Origin of the sequence: Streptomyces sp. NPDC048337 (genome assembly GCF_043201175.1) — a bacterium.
Lineage (GTDB): Bacteria > Actinomycetota > Actinomycetes > Streptomycetales > Streptomycetaceae > Streptomyces.
This window is the reverse complement of record NZ_JBICYR010000001.1, coordinates 442490-465130: the sequence shown is the minus strand read 5'-3', so window position 1 is coordinate 465130 and position 22641 is coordinate 442490. Positions and strand designations below refer to the sequence as shown.

General features: G+C 70.4%; 26 protein-coding genes and 2 pseudogenes. 17 read left to right on the top strand and 11 right to left on the bottom strand.

Features of this window, described 5'->3' with window-relative positions:
• Positions 1 to 19 precede the first annotated feature (19 nt).
• Positions 20 to 727, bottom strand: a complete 708-nt coding sequence (locus ACGFYU_RS02300; RefSeq protein ID WP_393825329.1) for a hypothetical protein — start codon at positions 725 to 727, stop codon at positions 20 to 22.
• An 18-nt stretch (positions 728 to 745) separates the two neighbouring features.
• On the opposite strand from ACGFYU_RS02300, the gene ACGFYU_RS02295 reads away from it, so the two are divergent.
• Together ACGFYU_RS02295 and ACGFYU_RS02290 are read left to right on the top strand one after the other, a co-directional pair.
• Positions 746 to 1054, top strand: a complete 309-nt coding sequence (locus ACGFYU_RS02295; RefSeq protein WP_393825328.1) for a hypothetical protein — start codon at positions 746 to 748, stop codon at positions 1052 to 1054.
• Positions 1054 to 1224: a hypothetical protein gene (locus ACGFYU_RS02290; protein WP_393825327.1), complete on the top strand. Its 171-nt coding sequence runs from the start codon at positions 1054 to 1056 to the stop codon at positions 1222 to 1224. The genes ACGFYU_RS02295 and ACGFYU_RS02290 overlap by 1 nt, the downstream gene beginning before the upstream one ends.
• 89 nt (positions 1225 to 1313) lie before the next feature.
• Here the strand turns inward: ACGFYU_RS02290 and ACGFYU_RS02285 are convergent, their stop codons facing one another.
• Positions 1314 to 2204, bottom strand: coding sequence for a LysR family transcriptional regulator (locus ACGFYU_RS02285; RefSeq protein WP_393825326.1), 891 nt, complete (start codon positions 2202 to 2204; stop codon positions 1314 to 1316).
• Positions 2205 to 2303: 99 nt separating this feature from the next.
• Here ACGFYU_RS02285 and ACGFYU_RS02280 point away from each other — a divergent pair, with 99 nt between their 5' ends.
• From ACGFYU_RS02280 to ACGFYU_RS02240, 9 genes and pseudogenes are all read left to right on the top strand, one after another.
• On the top strand, positions 2304 to 2768 hold the full coding sequence (locus ACGFYU_RS02280; RefSeq protein WP_393825325.1) for a VOC family protein: 465 nt from the start codon (positions 2304 to 2306) through the stop codon (positions 2766 to 2768).
• A gap of 311 nt (positions 2769 to 3079) precedes the next feature.
• On the top strand, positions 3080 to 3751 hold the full coding sequence (locus ACGFYU_RS02275; protein ID WP_393825324.1) for a DUF4097 family beta strand repeat-containing protein: 672 nt from the start codon (positions 3080 to 3082) through the stop codon (positions 3749 to 3751).
• A gap of 26 nt (positions 3752 to 3777) precedes the next feature.
• Complete coding sequence (locus ACGFYU_RS02270; RefSeq protein WP_393825323.1) at positions 3778 to 4914, top strand: serine hydrolase domain-containing protein; 1137 nt, start codon at positions 3778 to 3780, stop codon at positions 4912 to 4914.
• Positions 4915 to 5006: 92 nt separating this feature from the next.
• A complete protein-coding gene (locus tag ACGFYU_RS02265; RefSeq protein WP_393825322.1) occupies positions 5007 to 7286 on the top strand; it encodes a DPP IV N-terminal domain-containing protein in 2280 nt (759 codons plus the stop codon).
• Positions 7287 to 7413: 127 nt separating this feature from the next.
• Positions 7414 to 8082 carry a DUF998 domain-containing protein gene (locus ACGFYU_RS02260; protein WP_393825321.1) on the top strand — a complete coding sequence of 223 codons (669 nt, stop codon included), beginning with the start codon at positions 7414 to 7416 and terminating at the stop codon, positions 8080 to 8082.
• Positions 8083 to 8169: 87 nt separating this feature from the next.
• Positions 8170 to 8247, top strand: a pseudogene (locus tag ACGFYU_RS02255) (DUF4287 domain-containing protein); the annotation flags it as partial.
• Between the two features lie 243 nt (positions 8248 to 8490).
• Positions 8491 to 9087, top strand: a complete 597-nt coding sequence (locus tag ACGFYU_RS02250; RefSeq protein ID WP_393825320.1) for a dihydrofolate reductase family protein — start codon at positions 8491 to 8493, stop codon at positions 9085 to 9087.
• 967 nt (positions 9088 to 10054) lie between these two features.
• Positions 10055 to 10312, top strand: coding sequence for a hypothetical protein (locus ACGFYU_RS02245; RefSeq protein ID WP_393825319.1), 258 nt, complete (start codon positions 10055 to 10057; stop codon positions 10310 to 10312).
• Positions 10313 to 10493: 181 nt separating this feature from the next.
• The gene (locus ACGFYU_RS02240; RefSeq protein ID WP_393825318.1) at positions 10494 to 11162 is read left to right on the top strand and encodes a hypothetical protein; all 669 of its coding nucleotides are present in this window, start codon (positions 10494 to 10496) and stop codon (positions 11160 to 11162) included.
• A 748-nt stretch (positions 11163 to 11910) separates the two neighbouring features.
• On the opposite strand, the gene ACGFYU_RS02235 is transcribed toward ACGFYU_RS02240, so the two are convergent.
• Positions 11911 to 12489 (bottom strand): TetR/AcrR family transcriptional regulator, encoded by a 579-nt coding sequence (locus ACGFYU_RS02235; RefSeq protein ID WP_393825317.1) that lies wholly within the window; start codon positions 12487 to 12489, stop codon positions 11911 to 11913.
• 91 nt (positions 12490 to 12580) lie between these two features.
• On the opposite strand from ACGFYU_RS02235, the gene ACGFYU_RS02230 reads away from it, so the two are divergent.
• A complete protein-coding gene (locus ACGFYU_RS02230; protein ID WP_393825316.1) occupies positions 12581 to 13027 on the top strand; it encodes an anthrone oxygenase family protein in 447 nt (148 codons plus the stop codon).
• Between the two features lie 44 nt (positions 13028 to 13071).
• Positions 13072 to 13293 (top strand): annotated as a pseudogene (locus tag ACGFYU_RS02225) (DUF4267 domain-containing protein); the annotation flags it as partial.
• Between the two features lie 428 nt (positions 13294 to 13721).
• Here the strand turns inward: ACGFYU_RS02225 and ACGFYU_RS02220 are convergent.
• On the bottom strand, positions 13722 to 14141 hold the full coding sequence (locus tag ACGFYU_RS02220; protein ID WP_393825315.1) for a YybH family protein: 420 nt from the start codon (positions 14139 to 14141) through the stop codon (positions 13722 to 13724).
• 147 nt (positions 14142 to 14288) lie between these two features.
• On the opposite strand from ACGFYU_RS02220, the gene ACGFYU_RS02215 reads away from it, so the two are divergent.
• Positions 14289 to 14573, top strand: a complete 285-nt coding sequence (locus tag ACGFYU_RS02215; RefSeq protein WP_393825314.1) for a winged helix-turn-helix transcriptional regulator — start codon at positions 14289 to 14291, stop codon at positions 14571 to 14573.
• A 151-nt stretch (positions 14574 to 14724) separates the two neighbouring features.
• Here the strand turns inward: ACGFYU_RS02215 and ACGFYU_RS02210 are convergent, their stop codons facing one another.
• The gene (locus ACGFYU_RS02210) at positions 14725 to 15234 is read right to left on the bottom strand and encodes a hypothetical protein (RefSeq protein WP_393825313.1); all 510 of its coding nucleotides are present in this window, start codon (positions 15232 to 15234) and stop codon (positions 14725 to 14727) included.
• A 494-nt stretch (positions 15235 to 15728) separates the two neighbouring features.
• Between ACGFYU_RS02210 and ACGFYU_RS02205 the strand changes: the two genes are divergently transcribed.
• Entirely contained in the window at positions 15729 to 16169 is a 441-nt protein-coding gene (locus ACGFYU_RS02205) for a hypothetical protein (RefSeq protein WP_393825312.1), read from the top strand.
• 430 nt (positions 16170 to 16599) lie between these two features.
• On the opposite strand, the gene ACGFYU_RS02200 is transcribed toward ACGFYU_RS02205, so the two are convergent.
• Positions 16600 to 17193 carry a hypothetical protein gene (locus ACGFYU_RS02200; RefSeq protein WP_393825311.1) on the bottom strand — a complete coding sequence of 198 codons (594 nt, stop codon included), beginning with the start codon at positions 17191 to 17193 and terminating at the stop codon, positions 16600 to 16602.
• A gap of 109 nt (positions 17194 to 17302) precedes the next feature.
• On the opposite strand from ACGFYU_RS02200, the gene ACGFYU_RS02195 reads away from it, so the two are divergent.
• Positions 17303 to 18433, top strand: a complete 1131-nt coding sequence (locus ACGFYU_RS02195) for an FAD-dependent oxidoreductase (RefSeq protein WP_393825310.1) — start codon at positions 17303 to 17305, stop codon at positions 18431 to 18433.
• Here the strand turns inward: ACGFYU_RS02195 and ACGFYU_RS02190 are convergent.
• The 5 genes from ACGFYU_RS02190 to ACGFYU_RS02170 all read right to left on the bottom strand — a co-directional run bounded on the left by ACGFYU_RS02190 (position 18414) and on the right by ACGFYU_RS02170 (position 21184).
• A complete protein-coding gene (locus ACGFYU_RS02190) occupies positions 18414 to 18902 on the bottom strand; it encodes an IS5 family transposase (RefSeq protein WP_393825309.1) in 489 nt (162 codons plus the stop codon). The genes ACGFYU_RS02195 and ACGFYU_RS02190 overlap by 20 nt on opposite strands.
• Positions 18903 to 18991: 89 nt before the next feature.
• Positions 18992 to 19249: a hypothetical protein gene (locus ACGFYU_RS02185; protein WP_393825308.1), complete on the bottom strand. Its 258-nt coding sequence runs from the start codon at positions 19247 to 19249 to the stop codon at positions 18992 to 18994.
• Positions 19246 to 19545, bottom strand: a complete 300-nt coding sequence (locus ACGFYU_RS02180) for a DUF6247 family protein (protein WP_393825307.1) — start codon at positions 19543 to 19545, stop codon at positions 19246 to 19248. The genes ACGFYU_RS02185 and ACGFYU_RS02180 overlap by 4 nt, the downstream gene beginning before the upstream one ends.
• A 354-nt stretch (positions 19546 to 19899) precedes the next feature.
• On the bottom strand, positions 19900 to 20313 hold the full coding sequence (locus ACGFYU_RS02175) for a hypothetical protein (protein ID WP_393825306.1): 414 nt from the start codon (positions 20311 to 20313) through the stop codon (positions 19900 to 19902).
• Between the two features lie 379 nt (positions 20314 to 20692).
• Positions 20693 to 21184 carry a hypothetical protein gene (locus tag ACGFYU_RS02170; RefSeq protein WP_393825305.1) on the bottom strand — a complete coding sequence of 164 codons (492 nt, stop codon included), beginning with the start codon at positions 21182 to 21184 and terminating at the stop codon, positions 20693 to 20695.
• 439 nt (positions 21185 to 21623) lie between these two features.
• On the opposite strand from ACGFYU_RS02170, the gene ACGFYU_RS02165 reads away from it, so the two are divergent.
• Complete coding sequence (locus ACGFYU_RS02165; protein WP_393825304.1) at positions 21624 to 22604, top strand: hypothetical protein; 981 nt, start codon at positions 21624 to 21626, stop codon at positions 22602 to 22604.
• Positions 22605 to 22641: the final 37 nt, after the last annotated feature.

The window sequence follows — 22641 nt, the reverse complement described above, 5'->3', positions numbered from 1 at the left end:
CGAACAAGGGGGTTAACACTCACCCGATTCGGTTGGACGCACTGTTCCCGGTGCGTGCCACGAACGCCGCGCGGCCTTCGCCTCCCCCGCCCGCGTGTGAGCAGACGTCCCAGAGGCTGCGCAGGCCGTCGAGCGCGAGTTGCGCCGGGCGGGAGCCGGGGGCGACCACCTGCCGGATGCTGTTCCACTCCACGAGAAGCCGGCCCGCCATCCGGGCGTCAGGAAGGGATCGGATCGCAAGGCTCCGCAGCCGCGCCTCTGATGCGGATGCGTACATGGCGTTGATCGACTCGAGTACGAGTTCCCGGAAGTGGAGGAGTTCCGCGTCCTGAAGTGCCATGAGTGCCGCGTACCGTTCCACGCCGTTCGTCTCCTGTCGCAGCGCCAACTGCTCCACACGGCACAGCGCCGCGTGCATCCACGCCGCGCGGGATCGCGCGGAAGGTCCGTCGAAGGCCATGGCCGCCTTCAGATCCGCCATGATCTCGGGATCCTCCACGGGGAGGCGGTCGCGGTTGAGCGCCGCGAGCACCCCGTTCACGCGGGCGTCGAGCTGCTCACGCGTGGCCCCGGCGCGGACCGGAAGGCGCTTCAGGTTCTCGCGCATCTGCCGCACGTGCGCCTGGTTCTGCTCGATCTCCAGATCGGCCTGGGTCTCAGCCCAGTTGAAGTCGGCAGGTAGTTCGTCACGCCAGTGGTGTGGGTCGGCTCGCCGCTGCGCGTGCACCGACGGTGTGACGACCCGATGTTCTCCATCAGCAACGCCATCGCCTACTACGGCCTGATGGTCCAGGGCGTGGCGGAGCGTGATCCGTACGTCTACCGGCCGACGAGCAGTTGGGTCAACGTCGTCGGCGCGGAGGCGGACGGGCACTGGATCCCGGCGGCGGGGCGGGCGCAACGGCGCGTACGGGAGCGGGTGCGGGAGCGGGTGCGGGAGCGGGTGCGGGAGCGGGTGCGGGAGGAGGGCGGGGTGGACCTGGCCCGGGAGGTGTTCGTGATCAGCCCGTTCCGGCAGGTCGTAAGGGCGCGAAGCGGGCGTGGCGGGATCTGATGCCGGCCGAGCGGGTCGGTACGGTGCACACGACCCAGGACAAAGAGGCGGACGTCGTCATCCTGATCCTGGGCACCGACCCGGGCCGCCCGGGCGCCCGCGCCTGGGCCGCCTCCCGCCCGAACCTCCTCAACGTCGCGGTGAGCCGCGCGAGGGCCGCCTGTTCGTGATCGGCAGCCTGGCGGAGTACCTCCCGGCGCACACGTGGCAGGCGCAGGGCCTGCGGGGCCGCGGTTAGGCACGTCCGTCGGCAGGCCCCTCACAAGGACATCGTGCCGAGCTCGCGGGCGACGCGTACGAAGGACCGGACCATCGGGCTGTCGTTGTCCGACCGCCAGACCAGTCCCCAGCGCAGGAGGGGTGTGTTGCGAACGGGGACGTACGTGACGTCGGGGCGGACGTAGAAGCGGGTGACCTGATTGCCCAGCATGTGGAGGACTTCCCCGTCGGCAGCGTACGTGTACAGTTGGTCCAGCGTCGTGACCAGGCACTTCCGTTCGATGGCACGGCCGCTGGGCGCGGAGTACGGCAGGAATGCGTCCTCGAAGTAGTCGGGCTGGAACCCCGACGGTCCCGCGACACCGTGGTCCGCGAACGCTTCCAAGGTCACCGACGAGCGGGAGGCCAGCCGGTGGTCGGCGGCCATCAGTGCGACCCTGGGCTCCACGAAGAGCACGGGCCCCACGGTCAGATCGGGCTCTTCCACCGGGAGCCATGACAGAAGCAGGTCGATCTCGCCGTTGCGCAGCGGGGCGAACGGGTCGATGTAACCGTTGTGGCTCAGCCGCAGCCCCCACTGCGGATGCTGCGAGCGGAAGGCGTCCCAGAAGGGCCGCAGTTCGTGGCCGTTGGTGACCATCAGGCCGACGCGCAGCACGTCCGTCTTGCCCTGGGCGGCGAGCCGCGCCCGCTCCAGGCTCGCCTTCAGGCTCTGGAACACCGGCTTCAGATCACCGCACAACTGTTCACCAACCGGCGTGAGCCGCACCTGGCGACTGCTCCGCTCGAAGAGCTCCGCGCCGATCGAACGTTCCTGCTTCTTGATCGCCTGACTGACCCGCGCAGCCGACACGTGCAGCCGCTCGGCCGTCCGTCCGAAGTGCAGCTCCTCCGACAACGTCAGGAATATCTCGATGTCGCGCAGCTCCACGTGCCCCCCACGCCCCCACTTGTTCGTTAACCCCTGGCTTAACCGGCGTTGCATGATCGACCGTTGATCATCAACTTGTCCACACCGGATGCTCAGTGCATGAACATCGTGACCACCAAGGTGTCGCTGACGGTGGAGGACATAGCCGCTTCCAGCCGGTTCTTCACCGCCTACCTGGGCTTTCGTGAGGTCGAGTCGACGGAGGGGTACATCTGCCTCCGCCGGGACGACAGCACCGCCGAGATCGCCCTGTGCGAGCGCGACCCCGAGCTGCCGCCGCGGGCCTGGCGGGGCCAGGGGCTGGCCGATCTGGCAGTGACCCTGACCGTCACGGATCTCACGGCCGAGTACGAACGGCTGCGCGGTCGGGGTTCCGTTGTCGTCGGCCCGATACGCCAGGAGCCCTGGGGTGAGCGGCAGTTCCTGCTGACCGACCCCAATGGTGTCGTGGTGCGGCTCGCCGAATGGGTGCCGCCGGCCGGCGCCCCCGAACACGATGGGTCAGCCGCCGCGGAGGAAGCCGGCCGGCCACAGGGCCAGTTCGCGTCGGATGCCGGGGCCTGACGTACGGTCACCGCCGCGCACGGCCAGGTGGACGGTGGCGCCGTCGTTGCGCATCACGTCACGGGTGATCGGTGAGCCTGCCGCCCCGCGTAGCGCTCCCCTTCGTTCCCCTGGGTGCCCCCACTTAGCCTTCACCTTCATATCATTGCAACACTCAGGCCCCGCCATTGCGTTAACCTCCAAGATCATTGCAACGAATTCCCGCCACTGATCTGCAAGTATGCTGATTTTACGCAACGGCTACATTGAAGAATCTATGAACGCAACGTAGCTTTTCCCTCATCGGAAACAATGAATCACAGGAGAGCATCATGCAGAAGTTCGACACCCCCGCCCCGATCGCCGCCGTCCTGGACATCCCCGCGGGCCTCATCCGGTTCATCGCTGCGGACCGGTCCGACACCACGGTCGAGGTCCTGCCCGCGGACGCCTCGAAGAGCCGTGACGTGAAGGCGGCGCAGCAGATCGAGGTCGCCTACGTCGACGGCGTCCTGCGCGTCGCGGCCCCGGAGGCGAAGAACCAGATCCTGGGCCAGTCCGGATCCGTAGGGGTGACCGTCCAACTGCCCGCCGGCTCCCGCGTCGAGGCGAAGACGGCCGCCGCCGAGTTCCGGGGCGCCGGGCGGCTCGGCGACGTCGTCTTCGAGGGTGCGGCCGGCTCGGTCGGGCTCGAGGAGACCGAAGGCGCCCGCCTCACCCTCATGGCCGGTGACATCTCGGTCGGCCGCCTGGGCGGCCCCGCCGAGATCAGCACCCAGAAGGGCGACATCCGCGTCGCCGAGGCCGTGCGCGGCTCGGTCACCCTGCGCACCGAGGCGGGCGAGATCTCGGTCGGCGCCGCCCGCGGAGTCTCCGCCACCCTCGACGCCGGCACCGGCCACGGCCGGATCAACAACGCGCTGCAGAACGCCGACGGCGCCGCTGCCGCCCTGAACATCCAGGCGACCACCGCCTACGGCGACATCACCGTCCGCAGCAACTGACCCGCAGTCTCCAAAGGAGCCCCCTCGTGACGAACACGACCCACAAGCCCACCGAAGCCGTCGACGCCGCCGGGCAGGAGCGCCCCGAGCTGCAGAAGGTCATCCAGGAAATCGTCGATTCAGGCTTCGTCGGGATGCAGTTGCGCGTGCACGATGAGCGGGGCGAGTGGCTCGGCAGCGCCGGAGTGAGCAAGCTGGGCGAGAGCACCAAGCCGCCGACCGACGGGCGGTTCCGGATCGGCAGCAGCACCAAGACCTTCATCGCGACCCTGGTGCTGCAGCTGGTGGCCGAAGGCAGGATCGGGCTGGACGACCCGGCGGCCGACCACCTGCCCGAGTTCGACCTGGACCGCCGCATCACGGTACGGATGCTGCTGCAGCACACCAGCGGGGTCTTCAACTTCACCGGCGAGTACCACGAGGACGGAACGGTCGCCCCGGGGATCCCCTGGCAGGGCCAGGAGTGGGTGGACAACCGCTTCAAGACCTACCGGCCGGAGGAGCTCGTACGGCTGGCCGTGTCCAAGCCCGCGCGGTTCGAGCCGGGGACGGACTGGAGCTACGCCAACACCAACTACGTGCTGCTCAAGCTGCTGATCCAGCAGGTCACCGGCCGCCCGTTGGCCGAGGTGATGCAGTGCCGGATCCTGGGCCCGCTCGGTCTGTCGGACACGGTGGTGCCGGAAACCGCGCAGGAACTGCCCGAGCCGCACGCCCACGCCTACTACCGCTTCGAGGACGCCGGCGAGGAGAAGACGGTCGACGTCACCCGCCAGAACCCCTCCTGGATCTCCAGCGGCGGTGACATGATCTCGACCACCCAGGACCTCCACACCTTCATCTCCGCACTCCTCGGCGGCCAGCTCCTGCCGCCCCCGCTGCTGACCGAGATGCTCACACCGCACCCCAAGATCGGCTACGGCCTGGGCGTGATGGTGCAGGAGACGGCCGGCGGCGGCACCGTCATCACCCACAACGGCGGCATCGCCGGCCACGCGGCGCTCATGTACAGCACGCCCGACGGCGCCAAGACCCTGACCGCCTCCGTGAACTACGTCGACGACGCCGCGATGTCCCTGGCCGAGGCGTTCCAGAAGGCGACGCAGCGGCTCGTCCAGGAAGTCTTCAGCGACGAGCAGGCCGAGCCGTCCGACGAGGCCTGAGCCCTCCCACCCCCCTCATCACCCCTGCCACGCCTTCACCACCGTGGCACCACCATGCCCAGAACCGGCAACACCCAGGACGGACAAAAAGTATGAGCACCACTCAGGATTACCAGGCCGCAGAGCAACTCCTGCGTCGCCCCGCTCGCCCCGGCGAGCTCGTCATCGGCGACAAGGTCCGGCCCCAGTGGATCGACGGCGGCGCCCGCTTCTGGTACGCGGTGAGCAATGGCCTCGGCAGGCGGTTCGTGCTGGTCGACCCGGCGGCGGGCACCCGCGAGCCGGCCTTCGACCACGCCCGCCTCGCCGCCGCACTGGCCGCCGCCTCCGGGCAGCAGGTCGACCCCGAGTTCTTGCCGACAACGGCGATAGCACCGGCCGGGAACACGGTCGAGTTCGACGCGTTCGGCGGCGAGTTCTGGCGCTGCCACCTGGACGACTACACGTGCGAGCGGGCCGAGTTCACGCCGCCGGGCAACCCCCTCGAAGTCCTGTCACCCGACAAGAAGACCGCGGTGTCCCGGCGGGGACACGACCTGTGGGCGCGCTCGCTCTCCGACGGCCGCGAGTGGCCACTGACCACCGACGGCGCGCCCGACCACCAGTACGGCACCGGCCCGGACTGCACGGCCAACGGCACCCTGCTGCGCAAGATCGGCCTGCCGTACCTGCCGCCCGCGGTGGCCTGGTCACCCGACTCGACGAAGGTACTGGCGCACCGCACCGATGAGCGCGAGGTCCGGCAGACCCACCTGCTGGAGGCCAGGCCCGCCGACGGCTCGGCCCCGGTGCTGCACACCCAACGGTTCGCCTACCCTGGGGACGAGCACGTACCGCTGGCCGAACTGGTCGTACTGGACGTCGCCGCGGGCACGGTGGTCCGCGCGCAGGCCGAGCCGCTGCTCATGCCGACGCTGTCGCCGATCACGGCCCAGTGGGCCTGGTGGGCTCCGGACGGCTCGGCGGTGTACTACCTCGGCCGCCCCCGCGACCTGCGCACGCTCACCCTGTACCGGCTGGACCCGGTCACCGGCGAGGTCACCACGGTGCTCAGCGAGACCGGACCCACCCGCGTGGAGCCCAACCAGTACGCGTACGAGCCGCCGATCGTACGGGTGCTCGCCGACGAGGTGCTGTGGTACTCGCAGCGGGACGGCTGGGGCCACTTGTACCGGTACGACCTGAGCACCGGCGCACTGCTGGGACAGGTCACCTCCGGGCAGTGGGCGGTACGGCAGATCCTGCGCGTCGACGAGGCCGAGCGGGTGGTGTACTTCACCGCCTCCGGGCTGGTCGACGAGGATCCGTACCGGCGCACGGTCTGCCGGATCGGCCTGGACGGCTCCGGCTTCGCCCAGCTCACGGACGACGAACTGGACCACACCGTCACCATGCCGGACCACGCGGGGTACTTCATCGACTCCGCGTCCACCGTCGACACCGCGCCGGTGACGACGGTCCGCGACTGGACCGGACGCGTCCTGGTCGAGCTGGAGCGCGCGGACATCGGCAAGCTCACCGCCACCGGCTGGACGCCGCCGGAACGCTTCCGCGTCAAGGCGGCCGACGGGGTGACGGACATCTACGGAGTGCTGTACCGGCCGCGGGGGTTCGACCCCGCCCGCCGCTACCCGGTGGTGGACAACGTCTACCCCGGCCCGCAGGTCAACCGGGTGGCCCCGTGCTTCGACCCCGGCGGCATGGGCCTCGACGCGGAACCCCTCGCGGCGCTCGGCTTCGTGGTGGTGGCACTGGACGGACGCGGCACCCCGGGCCGGAGCAAGGCCTTCCACGACGCCTCCTACGGCAACCTGGCCGACGCGGGCAACCTGGCCGACCACGTCGCGACGCTGCGACAGCTGGCCGCGGCCCGTCCGTGGATGGACCTGGACCGGGTGGGCGTCTTCGGCCACTCCGGCGGCGGCTTCGCCGCGGCCCGCGCGATGCTGGACTTCCCCGAGACGTACAAGGCCGGGGTCGCACTCTCCGGCTCGCACGACGCCCGCCACTTCAACGCCGGTTTCGTGGAGACCTACGACGGCGCGGACAACCCCGAGGCCTGGGCCCGTACCTCCAACGTGGACCTCGCCGACCGTCTGGCGGGCAAACTGCTCCTGATCCACGGCGAGATGGACGACCAGGTCCACCCGGACCAGACCCTCCGCCTTGCCGACCGCTTCATCGCCGCCGGCAAGGACTTCGAGCTGCTCATCGTCCCCGGCGCCGAGCACACGTTCATCGACCACCTGGCGTACGTCCGCACGCGCGGCTGGGACTTCCTGGTCCGCGAACTGACGGGCACCCAGCCGACGGCGTACCGCCCCGCCCCCATCGCCATCGGCCCCGAACTGCTCGCCGAACTGTTCGCCTGACCGGGACAGCGCAGACGAAGAACGAGCACACACATGTGACCCGGATCACTTCACCCGGCCCGATGAGTTCGTCCATCCCTCACGGTCATACAGGCAAGCAACGAAATTCCAGCGAGGAAGGCATGCCATGACCCACACGATCAGCACCTCCGCCCCTGCCACACCCACGACGGCCGCGGCCGCGGCCCGACCGACGGGGCGGATGCTGCTGGCCTGTGGCGCCGCGGCGGGCCCGCTGTTCCTGGGCGTGGGCCTCATCCAGGGCCTCACGCGTGAGGGATTCGACTTCACCCGCAACGCCATCAGCCAGCTCAGCCTCGGCGACCTGGGCTGGATCCAGGTGACCGCCTTCTTCGCCGCGGGCACCCTCGTGATCGCCGGCGCGGTCGGCCTGCGGCGCGCGCTGGGCGAGGGCCCCGGCCACCGCGCGGCGCCCTGGCTGGTCGGCGTGTTCGGCGCCTCGTTCCTGGTCAGCGGGGTGTTCGTCGCCGATCCGGGTGCCGGCTTCCCCGCCGGCACCCCGGACTCCGCGACCCCCACCCTGAGCGTTCACGGCGCGGTCCACATGGCTGCCGGCATGGTCGGCTACCTCGCCCTGTGCGCCGCGTTCCTCGTCCTGGCCCGCCACTTCGCCGTCCGGCGGCAGCGGGGCTGGGCGATCGCCTGCCGCCTCACCCCCGCGGTCGTCCTCGCCGGGTTCGCCGGGTCCGCGGCCTCCGTACTGTCCTTCACCGCGGGGGCGGCGTTCGGTCTCGCCGCACTCACGGCGGTGACCGTCCGGCTGACGCGCCGCTGACCGGACCGCCCCGCCGGGCGACCACCACGTAGCAGACACACGCCAAAGACCTTCCCGAGCAACGAAGGAAAGGCATGGCCGCCATAACGGACTCAGCACGGCCTGGGGCACGGCCACGCCAACGCCCTGGTCGCCCACACCCTCGCGGAGGACAAGGCCAAGTAGTCCACACCGGGCCGCCACTGGGCGTTCACGCTCTGCTCATTGCAATGACCCGACTGCCACTCTTGCATTCAGCGACAAGCCCATTGCAATGATTCCCCTCAACTGACCTGCACCGACAAAGAAGAGAAGCGATCAATAGGTTGCTGGACCTCTGAACGCAACATAGCTTCTCCCCTGTCGCGAACGACAGGGAATCCAGCGGCAAGGATCTGAACCCAACGGATCAGGAAGCGAGACATCCGTATGCGCATTGCGATTGGTGAGTTCATCAGCTTGGACGGCGTCGTTCAGGCCCCGGGGGGTCAGGACGAGGACACCGACGGCGGCTTCGCCCACGGCGGCTGGACCCACCCGTTCTTCGACCCGGAGGTGATGGGCGGCGCCTTCGCCGAGTGGCAGGCCAATGCCGACGCCCTGCTGTTCGGACGTCGCACCTGGCAGGTCATGGCCGCGGCGTGGCCGGCCCGGGCCGGCGACCCGTTCGCCGACGGCATGAACAGCATCACCAAGTACGTCGTCTCCAGCACCCTCGGCGAGGACGAGCTGACGTGGAACAACACCACGCGCATCCCCGGCGACCAGGCGCTGGACCAGATCAAGAAGCTGCGCGAGACCGAAGGCCGCGACCTGGTGGTCATGGGCAGCGCGTCCCTCGCCCAGACCCTGCTGGCCGAGGGCCTGGTCGACGAGCTCCGGCTCATGATCCTGCCGGTGCTCGTCGGCGGCGGTAAGACGATCTACCCGACCGACGGCCACCTCCGCACGTTCGACCTGGTCTCCACGGTGGCGACCGGCACCGGAGTGCACGTGTGCACCTACCGCCCGAAGGCCGGGGCGTAGCCGGCGGCCGTACGAGCCGCTGCCGGGCGCTCGGTGCGTACCCGCGCGGGCTGGGAGGAGCTCCACTACGGAGGCCATCCCCACATGCGCGGGGAACAGAGGGCGCGGCCACCGTCGGCGGTGCGGCGGGTTGGGGGCATCCCCGCGGGTGCGGGGAGCAGTTCAGCGACTACCCGGCCGTTCGAACCTGGCTCGGCCGTAGAGCTGCCGCTTGATCTTCTTGATGCGGTCGACGGCGCCCTCGATGCTGACGGACGACGGCGACCTCCTCCCCGCCGGCCGTGCCGCCGCTCCCGGCCACCTTGAAAGTGGGCGGGCGCCGCCTCGTGGGTGTAGGCCAGGGTGAGACCGACAGGGGCCCTGGAGAAGGCGGCGTTGAGGAATCTCCCCGCGTCACCGACGAGGACAAAGCCGTTGTATCGCCAGGCCACGCCAAAGAGCCGGTCCTTCTAGAGGGCCGGCTCTTCATCTGCGGAACCGCGCGCCAACACGATCCCGCGGAAACCCTGTGCGGCGGCTGAAGCCCGTTTCAGGGGTCGGCTGGATGGTGACAGAGAGCGGAACCCGCAGCAAGACACCGTGGGACGGACCTGCGGCATTCCCCTTGGGTCTACGGAACGGCTGCAGCCGCTCCATGCCGGGATCCCAGGGGGCGGCCTCACATCTGCCCTGGTCGGGTGCATCGATGCAGCATGGCGTATTGATGCGCACTGTCCCGCGTCCAGATGGTCGCCTGAGCATGACGTCCCGCAGCGATTTCCGTACTGGGGCTGGACGCATCAGTCTCCCCCCGATCGGCCCACGCTGCTGGCACCATACGGTTCGCACCACCTGCCTCGGACGGCGCCAAACGTCCCGAAGGCATCGCTTCAGGCTGAAGCCCGGCCCCCGGTGCGCCCGTCGCCCGGGGGTCTCCTCCTCGCAGCAATCCGCCCGCGAGGAGGGCGTCTTTAGGGAGGAAATGACGATGCATCACACCCTGACCAGCCGAATCGGTCCGCGCGAAACCAGTTCTCTAGTCGTCACCACGGTGTTCTTCGCGTCGTCGGTGACGCTCGCCGCGTTCGGCCTGCCCGTCGACCAGACCCTCATCCTGCTCACCGGCACCGCGGGCGCCTCCGTCGTGACGGTCGCCGCCATGACCGCTGCCGGCGCAGTCCGCTCAGCCCGGGAGGCGGAGCGCGAGGCCGTTGCGGCGCTCGCCCGCCTCGCCGGACAGGTGTGAGGGGAGGAGCAGGTCGTGGGACGATCCGCGAATCCCATCCCGAAGCCGAACAGCGCGACCGGACGGCTTGCCCAACACCTGCGCAACGGCCTGGCGCTCCGCGGCCAGGGCTACCGGGAACTGGCGACGGCCACCAAGTACCACCCCACCACGCTGCAGCGGGCCGCGGCCGTCCTGGGAGGTGGTCAAGGAATTCGCGCGGGGCTGTGGCCTGGATCAGAACAAGGTCTACGGCCTCTGGCAGGCTGCCCGCACCGAGCACCTCGGCCGGCGCGGCCCCCAGGACGTTCCCGGGGTGGAACAGATCTACAACTACGCCGACCTGGGTGTGTTCCTGGCTGACTTACGCGCCCAAAAGGGCCACCCGCCGTACCGGACGATGGAGCGACGAGCGGAGGCGACCGTCAAGCAGTTCGGCCGGCTACCCCACTCCACCGCACAGCGCATCGGTGCCAGAAGGACCCGCCCCTCACTGGACCAAATGCGGGCGTTCCTGGTGGGATGCGATATCTCCCCGGAGCGTCACGGCCCCCTCGTACGGGCATGGCACCGAGCGGATGCCCGCTTCCAGGAAGACCGGGCCCGGGAGATCAACGGGCCGAACGCCGCCGCCCACGTGGCCTTCCCCGATGAGCTCCGGGAGCAGGGCGCGACGCAGTTGGCCCGCGATCTCGGATACTCGCCCATCGAGCGCTTTCGGGGTTTCACCCGGCCCTGGTCCGCCTACTGCCGCTCCTGCGGAAGGACCCGGCGGATCCGGCTGGACTGGGAGGTGAAACGCCTGCGCCGAGCGGACGGGGGTTCGGACATGTACTGTCCCGACTGCAAGGAACACCCCACCCCCCGGTAGCCGCGGGGAACCCCGGGTTCCTCGGGTAGCAAACCTCCGTGGGCGCTACCGCAACGGCTTGTACGTCCGGCCGCACTCCCGCCGCCTCGGCGACCCGGCAAACCCGCCGTGCCGCCCTCGTGAAGTTCGCGCACCGCCCCGGCAAGGGCCAATGTCAGCACGGTCGGCGCGCGGGCGACTTCCTCCACCACCGCCCACAGCGCGGCCACGTCCATGTCCGTGCCGTGTTCCTCGACCGCCTCCCGGCTCCCCAGCCGGGAACGGCATCCCCGGCTGCGAAGTGGTCAGCGGTGGGCTCGTAGAGGGCGGCTTCTTCGTGCCCTCACGCGACACTGACTGCCCTGCGAGGAAGAAGCTTCTCGGCGAAGGAGCGACGGTGACCAGCGGAGACCGATCTGAGCTGGATGTGCGCGAGTCCGCCCCCTCTGCGGATGGGACATCTTGGCATCTCGCCGTTGCACACCTCGGGCAACCAGATCGAGGTTGAGTTCTTCGCCGTCTGCGCGACCGCCGGCGGCTGACGGTCCGGGCCACGCGGCCGGCCACTCTCGGAAGGGTTCGGCCTGCCCTCCCCCGGATCGGCTGACCAACGGCTCCAGTCGGGCGAAAGAACCGTCCCGCCCGGGACCGCGGACCATGGCCCGGGGTGGGCTGGACGACGTCGGGGCGGTCATGGCTCACTTCACCCTTGTCCGCACCGTTTCGGGGGGGGGCAGCCCTGGCCGGTCCCCTCCGCCGGGACGGGGTGTCAGAGCACGGCGAGCCGGTCCACCAGCAGCTCCACCCTCCGCTCGGCGTCCCCAGGCAGCTGCCGTCCCGCCCGGGTCAAGGTCGCCAGCCCGTGCAGGGCCGCCCAGAACACCTCGGTGAACAGCCCCGGATGGACGCCGTCGCCGGCGACCTCGCCGAGAGTCTCCAGCAGGGCGGCGAAGGCGTCCTTCAGCGGCTCCGGGGTGTCCTCCTGCGCGTACGCCAGGCCCCCGTCGAGCTGGAACAGGGCGTCGTAGACCGCCGGGTTGCGCTCGGCGAACTCGAGGTAGGTGCGGGCGAGGGCGGTGACCCGGGCGCGAGGGCCGTCCGCGGCGGAGGCCGCGGCCCGCAGCGCCGCCGCCATCTCGGAGGCGCCCTCGAGGGCGACGGCACCGATGATCTCGCGCTTGCCGCGGAAGTGGCTGTAGAGGACGGGCTGGCTGTATTCGATGCGCTCGGCGAGCCGGCGGGTGGTGACCGCGTCCCAGCCCTGCTGCTCGGCGAGTTCTCGGGCCGTCGCCACGATGAGGCGCTCGCGCTCCGCCCGTTCGCGCTGCTTGCGTTCCTGTACCGACATGATTGGAATCCTAGCACCGCTAGACAAGTGAGCGGCCGCAGCATTAGCGTTGCCTCATCAGCTAGCGGCGCTAGATATCTGAGAGGTCATCATGCACAACGCACTCGAGGTGTTCACCACCGTGGTCGTCGGCCTCATGGTGGGGGTGGAGTTCTCCGTCGCCTTCGTCATCAACCCGATCCTCAACGCACTCCCCGAGGACAGCGGCGTGCTCGGCCGCGCCCACGGGGGCCGGATGCTCGGCGCCCTGATGCCGGTCTGGTACATCGGCTCGCTCGTCCTCGTCGCCGTCTGGGCCGTCGCCGGATGGCACCACCGGGGAACCGGCCTCGTCGTCACCGCCGGCGCGCTGCTGATCCTCAGCGTGGTCATGTCGCTTCTGCTGCTCGTCCCGATCAACAACCGGAGCAAGACATGGACCCCCGGGAACCTGCCCGAGGACTGGAAGGAGCAGAACAACCGCTGGGATCGCTTCCACTACGCCCGCGTCGCCGTCATCATCGCCGCCTTCACCCTGCTGGTCGCCGCCCTCACCTGAGCCCGCGGGCTCACCCGCCCCTCGATCAGCCGCATCCGCGCGGCCTGGTGACGGGCCACCGCCGGGCGCTGGGCTGGGTGCTACTGGTGGAGGCCCTCGCCGCGTACGGCGACATGGCCACCGTGCTGGCCCACCGCGACTCCGTGGCCACCACACTCGGCGTCCACGGCCTGACCGCGACACTGATGGTGGTCAACGGCCTGCGGACAATGCGCGAGACCCGCAAGGCCGCGCCCGCTCCGGCAACGCCCGCCCCGCAGCCCGCCCAATGCCAGGGTCCGCCTCCGCGCGAGCCCGCGGCCGGCTCGGCGGGCGCCGGCCCAAGCTCGTGTACGGGCGCCTCAACCGCGAGAAGACCGTGCCTCGCCAGCCCAAAGAGACCGCCGGCATGAAGCTCTGAAGGCTATTGGCGGGCTACTTGCTCCCTGGTGTCCAAGCTACGACTCCAGGGCCGTGTACGCCGCGATGCGTACACGGAAGTCCCGGAAGTCGAAGCCCGGCGCGATGGCCAGGGGTTCGCCCGTCACGGTCCGCCGCGGTGCGGGTGACGCCGAGGGCGGCCACGGGAGCATGTCGGCGCGTCGTACTAGAGCGACCCCTGAAAGGAGACGCGGGTATGCGTGACCCGGGACGCGGCGGCGGAGAAGGGGATCGAGCCCCCCGGTCGGGCGGTGCCGACCTGGGTGAAGTGGATTCAGGACGCTGGTTCTGCGGCGGCCTCGGCGGCGACCTGCTGTGAACGGGGACCGAAGGGGTTGTCGATGACGTACCGCCAGCGGCCGTCCGAGCCCCGCCGGGCGACGTCGGTGGCCGTGCCCTCGACGTGCACCGCCCCGCCGTCACGGTCGGTCCCCTCGATGACCCAGTCCACGATCAGCAGCGCCAGGTCTCCGTTGCGGTAGACGTGCCGCGGTCGGACGGCGATGGGAACTCCGAGGCTCTGCAGGCGGCCGTTGGCGGCGAGCAGGTCGGGGCCGGTCACCGGCGTTCCCGGCTGCTCGACCAGCACCGCCCCGTCCTCGTAGACCTGCGCCAACGCGGCGGCGTCGCCGCTGTTGAACCGCTCGGCGAACACCGCGGGCACCTCTTCGGGCCGATCGGCCAGTTCTCGCATGATCGACAGACGTCCTTCCGTTACGGGGACAATGGGGTGCTCAACACGTTAGGAGGCGATCTCGTGACTCACCGAACGGTTGGTCACCCGGCAGGGCTGCCCAACGAGCCACACGCGAACAACGGGGCGCCTGCTCCCGCCTGCCCAGTGGAAATCACACTGGCGGCCCTTCACGGCCGCTGGACGACGCTGGTGGTTCGCGAGCTGCTGCGCGGCGACCGCTCCTACAGCGAGCTGCGCGCGGCCCTGCCCACGTTGTCGGACAAGGTGCCGTCCGACCGTCTGGCACAGCTCGGCGAGGCCGGAGTCGTCGAACGCGACCGCCACCCGGGCTGGCCGCCGCGAGTGCGCTACGCGCTCACCCCGCGTGGACACCGCCTCGGCCCGGTCCTCCAAGCCCTGTGGGACTGGGGAGCAGAGAACCCGACTTGAGACGGCCGGGCTGAGATCGCCGGCGAAATGGTCCCGGCCTCGGTAGGAGTCCCGCCACAACGTCGCCCGGAAGGTCTTCCACAGGCAGAAGGGTGAGCTGCGGCTCCTACGAAGCCTGTTCCTCGGGGACTCGCGTGTCGGCCCGTGTGCATCAACTGGGCGTATCCGTGGGTTCGGCTGGAACCCTGGGGTGGGCTGCGAGGCGGCGGGCTTCGGCCGTGACCTCGGCATCGACCTGTGCCGCTGTTCTGTCGCCGTATTCGAGGACGTCGTACTCGTCGTCGAGTTCGGCGAGCCGCTCAGTGAGGGGCAGCTCATGTCCGAAGCGCTGGTGAATCCGGAAAGTCAACTCCCGAGGCGTGAGCTCGCCGGCGAGCATGCGGCGTGCGAGCGCTCGGGCGGTGGCTTCTTGGCCGGCCCTGCTGGCGATCGGATGAAAGGTGAGGCCGAGTTCGTCGAGTGCTGAGGGCAGCAAGTCGTGGACGTCGTAGTCCGCCTCGGCGCGTGTGCAGGCGGCGAGGATTCGAAGGCCGGGGGTGTCGAGTCCTGCGACGAGCGCATCGCAGGCGGCATCGACGACTTCACTCGCACGGACTTCCCCCGTGCTCCAGAGGGCGGCATGGTCCTGGAGAGCGATTGCTGCTGCTTCGGTCGACGTCATTCGCCCATGATTCCCCTCACGGTGCGACCCGGTCGAGCCTGGCCACGGGGTCAGGGACTCGGCTGGATTCAGGAGAACTCACGGGATGTCGCGAGTACGGTCACATGCGACCGCGCCACGCGGGTCTGCGGGTGGAGGAGCGCTTGGACCCGCCCCGGGAGTGCGCGGCGTGTCCCCCGGCGCCCGAGCGGATCACCCAGGCAGCCGGTCGCGGGACCCGGTCGCACGACCGGCACAATATGCCCCAGCAACAAAGCGTGCCATGACCACCGCGTAGCCGCTCCCTCCTCGGTGCTCCGCCGGCACACCCTGCCGCGTGCACTGCGGGCGCCCCCGACTATCCGATCGCGCTCAAAGCCCTCCGTTCCATGACCCCGGTGCGGCAGCAGCCCCAGCCTTTGCGCCCCGCCGCGCCACAGCGCGTACTCGAACTCCGCAGGCGAGCCCGTCGATCCCACCCCACACCCACCCTCGACCGAGATGGAACACCCCCTGTGCATCACATGCCCCTGGCTGAGCGCGCGACACTGCTGTGCCTGTTCGCCGAGCGGATCGAGGCCAACCCTGAGGCCGTGACCCTGTCCTGGGAGTACCTGGGCAAGGTCGCCGACTCCGACAAGGTCAGCGTGCTGCGCCGAAAGGAGAACCCGGCCGCCACGCAAGCGGAGCAGTACGTGCGGATCCTGCCGTCTCTACCCAAGGCCAATTCCGTGGTGTACCTGATCTTCGGGTCGGCGCGCGTGGAACTCTGGCTTCCCGCGAGCCTCGCGGCGGACTACGACGGCCACCAGGCCGTGGAGTTCAAGACCCACAACGCCACCATGCAGGTCCACGTCCACCTCGGCCGCACCCCTGACGCCCCGGCCGTCGCCGCCGAGCTGACCCGCCGCGCCCTGGCGTACGAGACCAGGCGGCTGCTGACCGGCGCCAACTGAACCCGCACACGCCGCGGCGCCGCCGGGAACAAGCCGATCCGGCGGCGCCGCTGCATCCCGTAGCCGCCGGGGCGTTGGTCCTGGCCGCAGCCCTGATCGTTCACGTACGTGTACGGGCAGGTGACCACTGGCCCCGTCACCTGCGCCACCAGCGGCAGCGTGACTACGGCCGGGACCGTTCAAGGGCAGCAGCGGCACCTGCACCGTTTCCCGCGCCGAGATAGCCCTCGCCGCGGCCAACCTGCCGTCCGTCACGCTCGACCCCGAGAAGTCGCGAGCACTTGTGGGCGCGCTCACGCGTCCAGCTCGTCTACGTCCATGGCGCTTCCCCCCGGCAGGGGGGAGATCTCGCTCATCGGGCCGCTGCGGCCGCCCCTCGCGCCACGCGGTCTCGGTCTGGCCGATTCCACGGGGGTGAGGTGATGTCCTGTCAGAAAAGGGTGCAGCACAGACACGTACCAGTCATTCCGGGCGGGCAGTGAATTGCCGTCGCCGCGAGGGTAAACCGCGGCGTGGGCATCGCGGTCAGCGTCGTCCACACCGTCCCATTGACCGCCGCCGCCGGCAGCACTACCGCCAGTATCCCGAGAGCTGCCAGGACCGCAGCCAGTCCGAAACGGTCCCGCCATGTCCTTCTCGTGCGCAGCACCAGTGCCTCCTCTGCCGGACCATGGGCATGCGGCCCGATTCGTGCCCCGGCGAGCCGGGCCAACTGCCACTCTCCAGCGAAAATCCCCCGGATGGCCCCGCGGTCGTAGAACGGTCCACCGGCTGAGTCGTCGAACGAGGCGGGGGCAGTCTGGGCGGCGATGGCAATGGTGTCGGAGTTCTTCTTGCGACGGCTGACCGAGGAGAGTCCGATGCGCAGGCTGTGGCCGGTCCAGCCGATCGGGATGCCGGCGCGGGCACTGATCCGCTTGACGGCGCGGGTGACCGATGCCGACGATCTCGCCGCTGGTGACCATGTCGGCCGCGGCATGGTCTTCGCGGGGAGGTGTCGGGACTGACGTGCGGTGTCTGTCATCTATCGGCGGGCTGCCGGTTCGATGTCGGTGGCTTGTCGGCGAGGTCCGGCAACGTTCCAGAGGCGGCCGGCCGGAGCTCACCGGGCGGCCCCGATCCGAGGAGCCCCCATGCACATGCCCGTCACGATCGTCGGCGCCGGACTCGGCGGACTCACTCTGGCCCGCGTCCTGCACGTCCACGGAATCCCCGTCACGGTCTACGAGGCGGAGTCCTCCCCGTCGGCGCGCACGCAGGGCGGGCTGCTCGACATCCACGACTACAACGGACAGCTCGCCCTCAAGGCGGCCGGCCTGATGGACGAGTTCCACGCCATCGTCCTGGAGGGCCGCCAAGCGATGCGGGTCCTCGACCCGGACGGGACCGTCCTGCTCGACAAGGCCGACGACGGCACGGGCGGACGCCCCGAGGTGCAGCGCGGCGAGTTACGACAGATCCTGCTCGACTCGCTCCCGGCCGGCACCGTCCGGTGGGGGCACAAGGTCAGCGGCGCCCGCGCCCTCGGCTCGGGCCGCTACGAGGTGACGTTCGCCGACGGCGGCACCGTCGTCACCAGCCTGCTGGTGGGCGCGGACGGTGCCTGGTCACGGGTACGGCCACTGCTGTCCACCGCCACGCCAGAGTACGCCGGCACGTCGTTCGTCGAGACGTACCTGTTCGACGCCGACACCCGCCACCCGGCCGCCGCGAAGGCGGTCGGCGGCGGGATGCTGATCGCGCCCTCGCCGGGCAGGGAGATCTTCGCCCACCGGGAAAGCGGCGACACCCTGCACGCCTACGTGGCACTGACCAGGCCGCAGGACTGGTTCGCCGCCATCGACTTCACCGATGCCGCCGCGACCGCCGCGCGGATCGCGCGCGAGTTCGACGGCTGGGCACCGGAACTCACCGCGCTCATCACCGACGGCGACACAGCGCCGGTCCTGCGCCCCCACTACGGTCTGCCGACCGGGCACCGGTGGGACCGGCTGCCGGGGGTCACCCTCCTCGGCGACGCCGCCCATCTCGCGCCCCCGAACGGCGAAGGCGCCAACCTGGCCATGTACGACGGCGCCGAACTCGGCAAGGCCCTCGCCGCGCACCCCGACGATGTCGAGGCCGCACTCACCGAGTACGAGCAGGCCATGTTCCCTCGCAGCGCCGAGGTCGCCACTTTCGAAGGCGGCGAGGTTCCGGGGATGGACTCCGAGCACAACACGGCCCAGGGCCTGATCGACATGATCACCGCCAAGGGCCGATGAGAGGCTCGGGCCCCGATCGGATGCCCTCCGTCCCGCCCTCTGGAGCGTCCCAGGGCCTCACGGCCCTCTGGGTCCACACGTGCGCCGCCCCCTTTTCGGGGTGGTCGGCCGCAGGACGGTGGCGGGCGCCGGCCGCGTGCTGGTGGGCCCGGCAGGTGGTGGAGTCGGCGTTGACCGCCCACGCGCCGCCCGGGTCACGGGCGGTGGCATCGGCGCCGGCCTGCAGGGCGGACAGGTTCTTCGACCAGGTGCCGTCGGCCGACCAGCGGCGGTGGCGTCCGTAGACGGTCTGCCAGGATCCGTAGCGTTCCGGCAGGTCACGCCAGGGAATGCCGGTTCGTGTCCGGTAGAGCACGGCGTTGACCACGGTGCGGTGGTCGGCCCACCGCCCACCCGGCCTACCGGTCTCCGGGAGCAGCGGGGCTATGCGCTTCCACTGAGCATTCGTCAGTTCATGCCGACGCACCATGCCGGACTCCTGCCCGGAACGGCGGTAGATCCACCACCCGGGCAAGAGCCGTCAGACACTGCCTAGTGGTGGGGCGGCAGCACACTACGTCAGCCGGCCCAGACGATGGAGAGGACGCGGAGGTGGCCGAGGTTGCGGTTGATCCAGTAGACGACGGTGAGCGGGCCGATCGACGCCCGCCGTACGTCCTCGCCCTCCGGGTCGGTGCGATCCCACTGGGGCCAGGACCACGGGGACCGGGAGGCGATGTCGAGGACGTCGCGGACCATTTCCTGGACGGTCGGCTCGAGCTCGGCGAGGTAGGCGGAGGCCTGCGGTGCCAGCCGGGCGGGCCAGACATCGCTCACTGACGGGCCCCGATGACGTCCTCGAGGGCGACGCTGTCCTTGTCCTCGAACCCCGAGGCGATGAGTGCGGCGACGGCGGGCGCAGTGTCGAGCCGGCCCTGCCATTCACGGACGACGTTGTGCAGCGCCGTGAGGTCGAAGGTCTGCCTGGACTCCTCCAGGGCAGCGCCCCAGTCACGCTCGAACGCGGGAAGCCAGCGGTCGGCGGCTTCGTGCGCGGCGATACGGGAGCGCAGTTTGGCGCCGGCCGCCGGAGCCGGCTGGGCCTGCGGGTGATGTACCGGTTGTGCACTCATGCGGCGGGTTCCCTTCCTCCGTGCCGAGTTTGCCGCCTGATGACGGTCCGGGTCGAGTGCGCGGTGAAGCAGGGGATGCTGACCTCGAGGACCGCGGTATCACATGCGGGCGGGGAGACTCGGGACTTGTTCGTTCCAGCGACCGGCGGGCCGCCCTACGGCGGCCGCCGCCTACGCGGGACCCCGTCGGCCGACTGAATGGCATTCGCGCGCACGCTGACACGTTCCCGGTCGCCTGCCGGCCCTCGCTGCGCAGCAGCGTCAAGTGCTCATGGGCGTATGTCCGCCATTCCGTGCGTTCTTGCAGCGTGCCGTCTCAACGGAGTTGGATCGCGGGGCGGTGGGAGGCCCCCCTTACTGGCCCTCGGGGCCGACTGCAACGGCGCGCGCGGCGGCCGCTGCCTCCAGCAGGGGCCAGCCGTCGATCTCCAGCGGCCGCCGTTCCCCGGGATCCCACCCACGGGCCAGCACCACGTAGAGCAAGGCCCGGACGGCTCCCGGCTCGTGCAGGTTCAGGCCTGCGCCCTGGGTGAAGCCCACGTCCCCGGAGCCGAAGGGAGCCCCGCCTGGGACGTACCGGCCGGGCCCGTCGGCAAAGGTAATGCGTAGTGGGCCGCCCGTGCCGGTCGGATGCGGGGTCAGGGTGAGCACTTGGCGGCAGTCCACGGACCGGCCATCGTGGTCCTTTCGGTGGCTGTGGCGCATCCTCCACATGTACACGCGCCCGTCGACGACCAGTCGGCGGGGCTTCTTCGAATGGCGAGGCACGCAGCCGAGGATACGCGGCCTGATCCACAAGACACCCCCACACCGATGGCCACCGGTGCCGGTCCCGATCGCCCGGGTAGGGCCCCGCACACGCGGGAGCTGTGCCGTACCGGCCTCCACGCTAGCCCAGGGGGCGCCCGGCCCGGCGCCGGTCTGTGTCGTCAGGGTCCCGGGAGGTGTGCCGCTGCGCAGGTGCGCGAGGGCGATGTCGCGGACCCGTACGACCGCCTCCGGCGCGATCCGGGCCAGGACCGGCAGGGCGTGGTGCCAGCCGTCGCCCTCCAGGGTCTGCCGTACGAACGCAGCCGCAGCCCGCTCGTCGCCCGGGGTCTGCGCGGAGGCGGCGAGCGCCAGGGCTCGGATCGTGTGGGTCAGCGGGTCAGAGGTAGTCGGGGCCGCGGCCCGGGGCTTGACTCGCGAAGGCGGCCAGCTCGTCCAGTTCCTTCTCCCGGCCCACGAAGTCCCGGGGAAGGATGGTCTGGCAGACCTCGGCCGGATGACCGTAGCGGCGGCCGGGCGAGTCGGCACGGACGCGAGGTCCCCTGCCTCCCCGTCGGCTCCTCCCCCGCTTCTGGGCGGCGCGCAGCCGCGAGCACCACCCGTCGACGCTGACCGGCCGATGGCCCGGGGAGCGCTGCGCGGCGAGTCTCTCCAGCTCCGGTACCAACACCCGCAGCACATAGCCCTCGTGCTCCACGGACGGGACGGACTGTCCCCTCATCCAGTCGCTGATGGTGTCGTCGCGCACCACGAACCCGTGCTTCGCACCGAGGCTGATGAGCTTCTTGTACCCGACCTCGCGCCCGCCCGCGGCCTCGTACAGCTCCCGCAGCGCAGCCGCGAAGCTCGGCGCCTCGACCCCCTCCGCCAACCGACCGGCCCCCGTCCCCTGTCCGGCGAAGACTTCGCCGGACAACCGCCCGTCAAGGGATACCTGTGGCACCGAAGCCCCACGGACAAGGCCGCCGGGGCGAACCGCCCGAGGGGGATCCCATGCCCATCCTGCCGTCCGTACTCCACGACGCGGCCGTCCTGACCGCCGTCACCGGCCTGGCCTACGCCGGAGCGGTGGTCACGGTCGCCGCGTGGTCGGTGCTGTCCCGCAGCCCGGAACGTCGACGCGACGCCCGGGCCACGCTGACGATCCTGCTGCGGCGGCGCAGGGCGCGGGGCGCGGTAGGCAACCCGCCGGGGGCCGGATCGAGAGACCCGTGCCGTGGGTCCCGAGTTTTGTCCGCGGACAAGACTCGGCACCCCGTTTGGTCGTGTGATCCTTTTTGAGGCGCGACACGAAGACGAAGGGGAAACACTTGCTGGACGCGACCCGCACGATGTGGCTGCTGATGCCCGGGAGAACCGGCGAGACCGTCGCCGACGACTGGGTGAAGGGCAACTACTGCGCGCTGTCCTTCCGCGAGGCCGGGGAGATCCGGCCCGGAGCCGAAACCGACGAGATCTGGCGAGAGATCAATGTCGCGTACGCGGGCGACCCGTACGGCACGAGGCAGCGGCACGTCACCCAGCTGCGCCAGTTCCTGACGGTGATGGAGCCCGGCGACTGGGTCGTTACCCCCGACGCGGGGGTGCGCCGCCTGCACCTGGGTGTCGTGGCTGAGGGCCTGCCCACGTACACCTTCCACGGCGACGCCTTCCCCCGTCGACGCCCGGTGCACTGGCTCCTGAATCTGGACCTCGACGCCCTACCCAAGGACGCGCGGCACACCGTCGGCACCATCCAGCCGATCAAGAAGTGGCGGCCGGAGGTCGAGAAGGCGATCCGCGCGCACCTGCCCGGCGCCGACACCATGCCCTTCCCTCCTGCGCAGGCATCGATACCGGTCGGCGCCCCCTACCGTCAGGCGGACGAGGAAGCGGTGCTGACCTCAGCCCGACCCTCCGCACCCGACCCGGCTCTGACCACAGCCGCCGTACGCGCCCACGCACGGCTGCAGAACCTGCTGGCCCGCGAGGCCGAGGCCCGCGGTCTGATCGCGCACTCGCCGACCGGCGATCCCCAGTACGACCTTGCGATCACCGACTCCGCCGGCGGCGACCTCATCCTCGCCGAGGTGAAGTCCCTGCCCGAGGGCGCCGAGACCGCGCAGCTGCGCGCCGGCTTGGCCCAGCTCCTCCACTACGCGGACTCCTTCCGCGAGCGCGAGGGCGGTGTTCGGCTGGTGCTGTGGGTCGAGCGGCACCCACTGGAGCGGAAGGCGTGGCGACGGATCTGTCACCGGGCAGGCGTCGTCCTCGCCTGGCCCGGAAGAGAAGCCCGGATCTTCGGCACCTGACCGGCTTCCCGCCCCAGCTGAACGGCTCCTGGCGGCC

Excerpts from the sequence above, each read along its gene's own strand:
- ACGFYU_RS02180 (WP_393825307.1), bottom strand. The coding sequence starts at position 19,545 with ATGAGTGCACAACCGGTACATCACCCGCAGGCCCAGCCGGCTCCGGCG.
- ACGFYU_RS02200 (WP_393825311.1), bottom strand. The coding sequence starts at position 17,193 with ATGACAGACACCGCACGTCAGTCCCGACACCTCCCCGCGAAGACCATG.
- ACGFYU_RS02230 (WP_393825316.1), top strand. The coding sequence starts at position 12,581 with ATGCACAACGCACTCGAGGTGTTCACCACCGTGGTCGTCGGCCTCATG.
- ACGFYU_RS02280 (WP_393825325.1), top strand. The coding sequence starts at position 2,304 with ATGAACATCGTGACCACCAAGGTGTCGCTGACGGTGGAGGACATAGCC.
- ACGFYU_RS02210 (WP_393825313.1), bottom strand. The coding sequence starts at position 15,234 with ATGACGTCGACCGAAGCAGCAGCAATCGCTCTCCAGGACCATGCCGCC.
- ACGFYU_RS02245 (WP_393825319.1), top strand. The coding sequence starts at position 10,055 with ATGCATCACACCCTGACCAGCCGAATCGGTCCGCGCGAAACCAGTTCT.
- ACGFYU_RS02190 (WP_393825309.1), bottom strand. The coding sequence starts at position 18,902 with ATGGTGCGTCGGCATGAACTGACGAATGCTCAGTGGAAGCGCATAGCC.
- ACGFYU_RS02260 (WP_393825321.1), top strand. The coding sequence starts at position 7,414 with ATGACCCACACGATCAGCACCTCCGCCCCTGCCACACCCACGACGGCC.
- ACGFYU_RS02235 (WP_393825317.1), bottom strand. The coding sequence starts at position 12,489 with ATGTCGGTACAGGAACGCAAGCAGCGCGAACGGGCGGAGCGCGAGCGC.
- ACGFYU_RS02275 (WP_393825324.1), top strand. The coding sequence starts at position 3,080 with ATGCAGAAGTTCGACACCCCCGCCCCGATCGCCGCCGTCCTGGACATC.
- ACGFYU_RS02195 (WP_393825310.1), top strand. The coding sequence starts at position 17,303 with ATGCACATGCCCGTCACGATCGTCGGCGCCGGACTCGGCGGACTCACT.
- ACGFYU_RS02290 (WP_393825327.1), top strand. The coding sequence starts at position 1,054 with ATGCCGGCCGAGCGGGTCGGTACGGTGCACACGACCCAGGACAAAGAG.
- ACGFYU_RS02250 (WP_393825320.1), top strand. The coding sequence starts at position 8,491 with ATGCGCATTGCGATTGGTGAGTTCATCAGCTTGGACGGCGTCGTTCAG.
- ACGFYU_RS02220 (WP_393825315.1), bottom strand. The coding sequence starts at position 14,141 with ATGCGAGAACTGGCCGATCGGCCCGAAGAGGTGCCCGCGGTGTTCGCC.
- ACGFYU_RS02265 (WP_393825322.1), top strand. The coding sequence starts at position 5,007 with ATGAGCACCACTCAGGATTACCAGGCCGCAGAGCAACTCCTGCGTCGC.
- ACGFYU_RS02295 (WP_393825328.1), top strand. The coding sequence starts at position 746 with ATGTTCTCCATCAGCAACGCCATCGCCTACTACGGCCTGATGGTCCAG.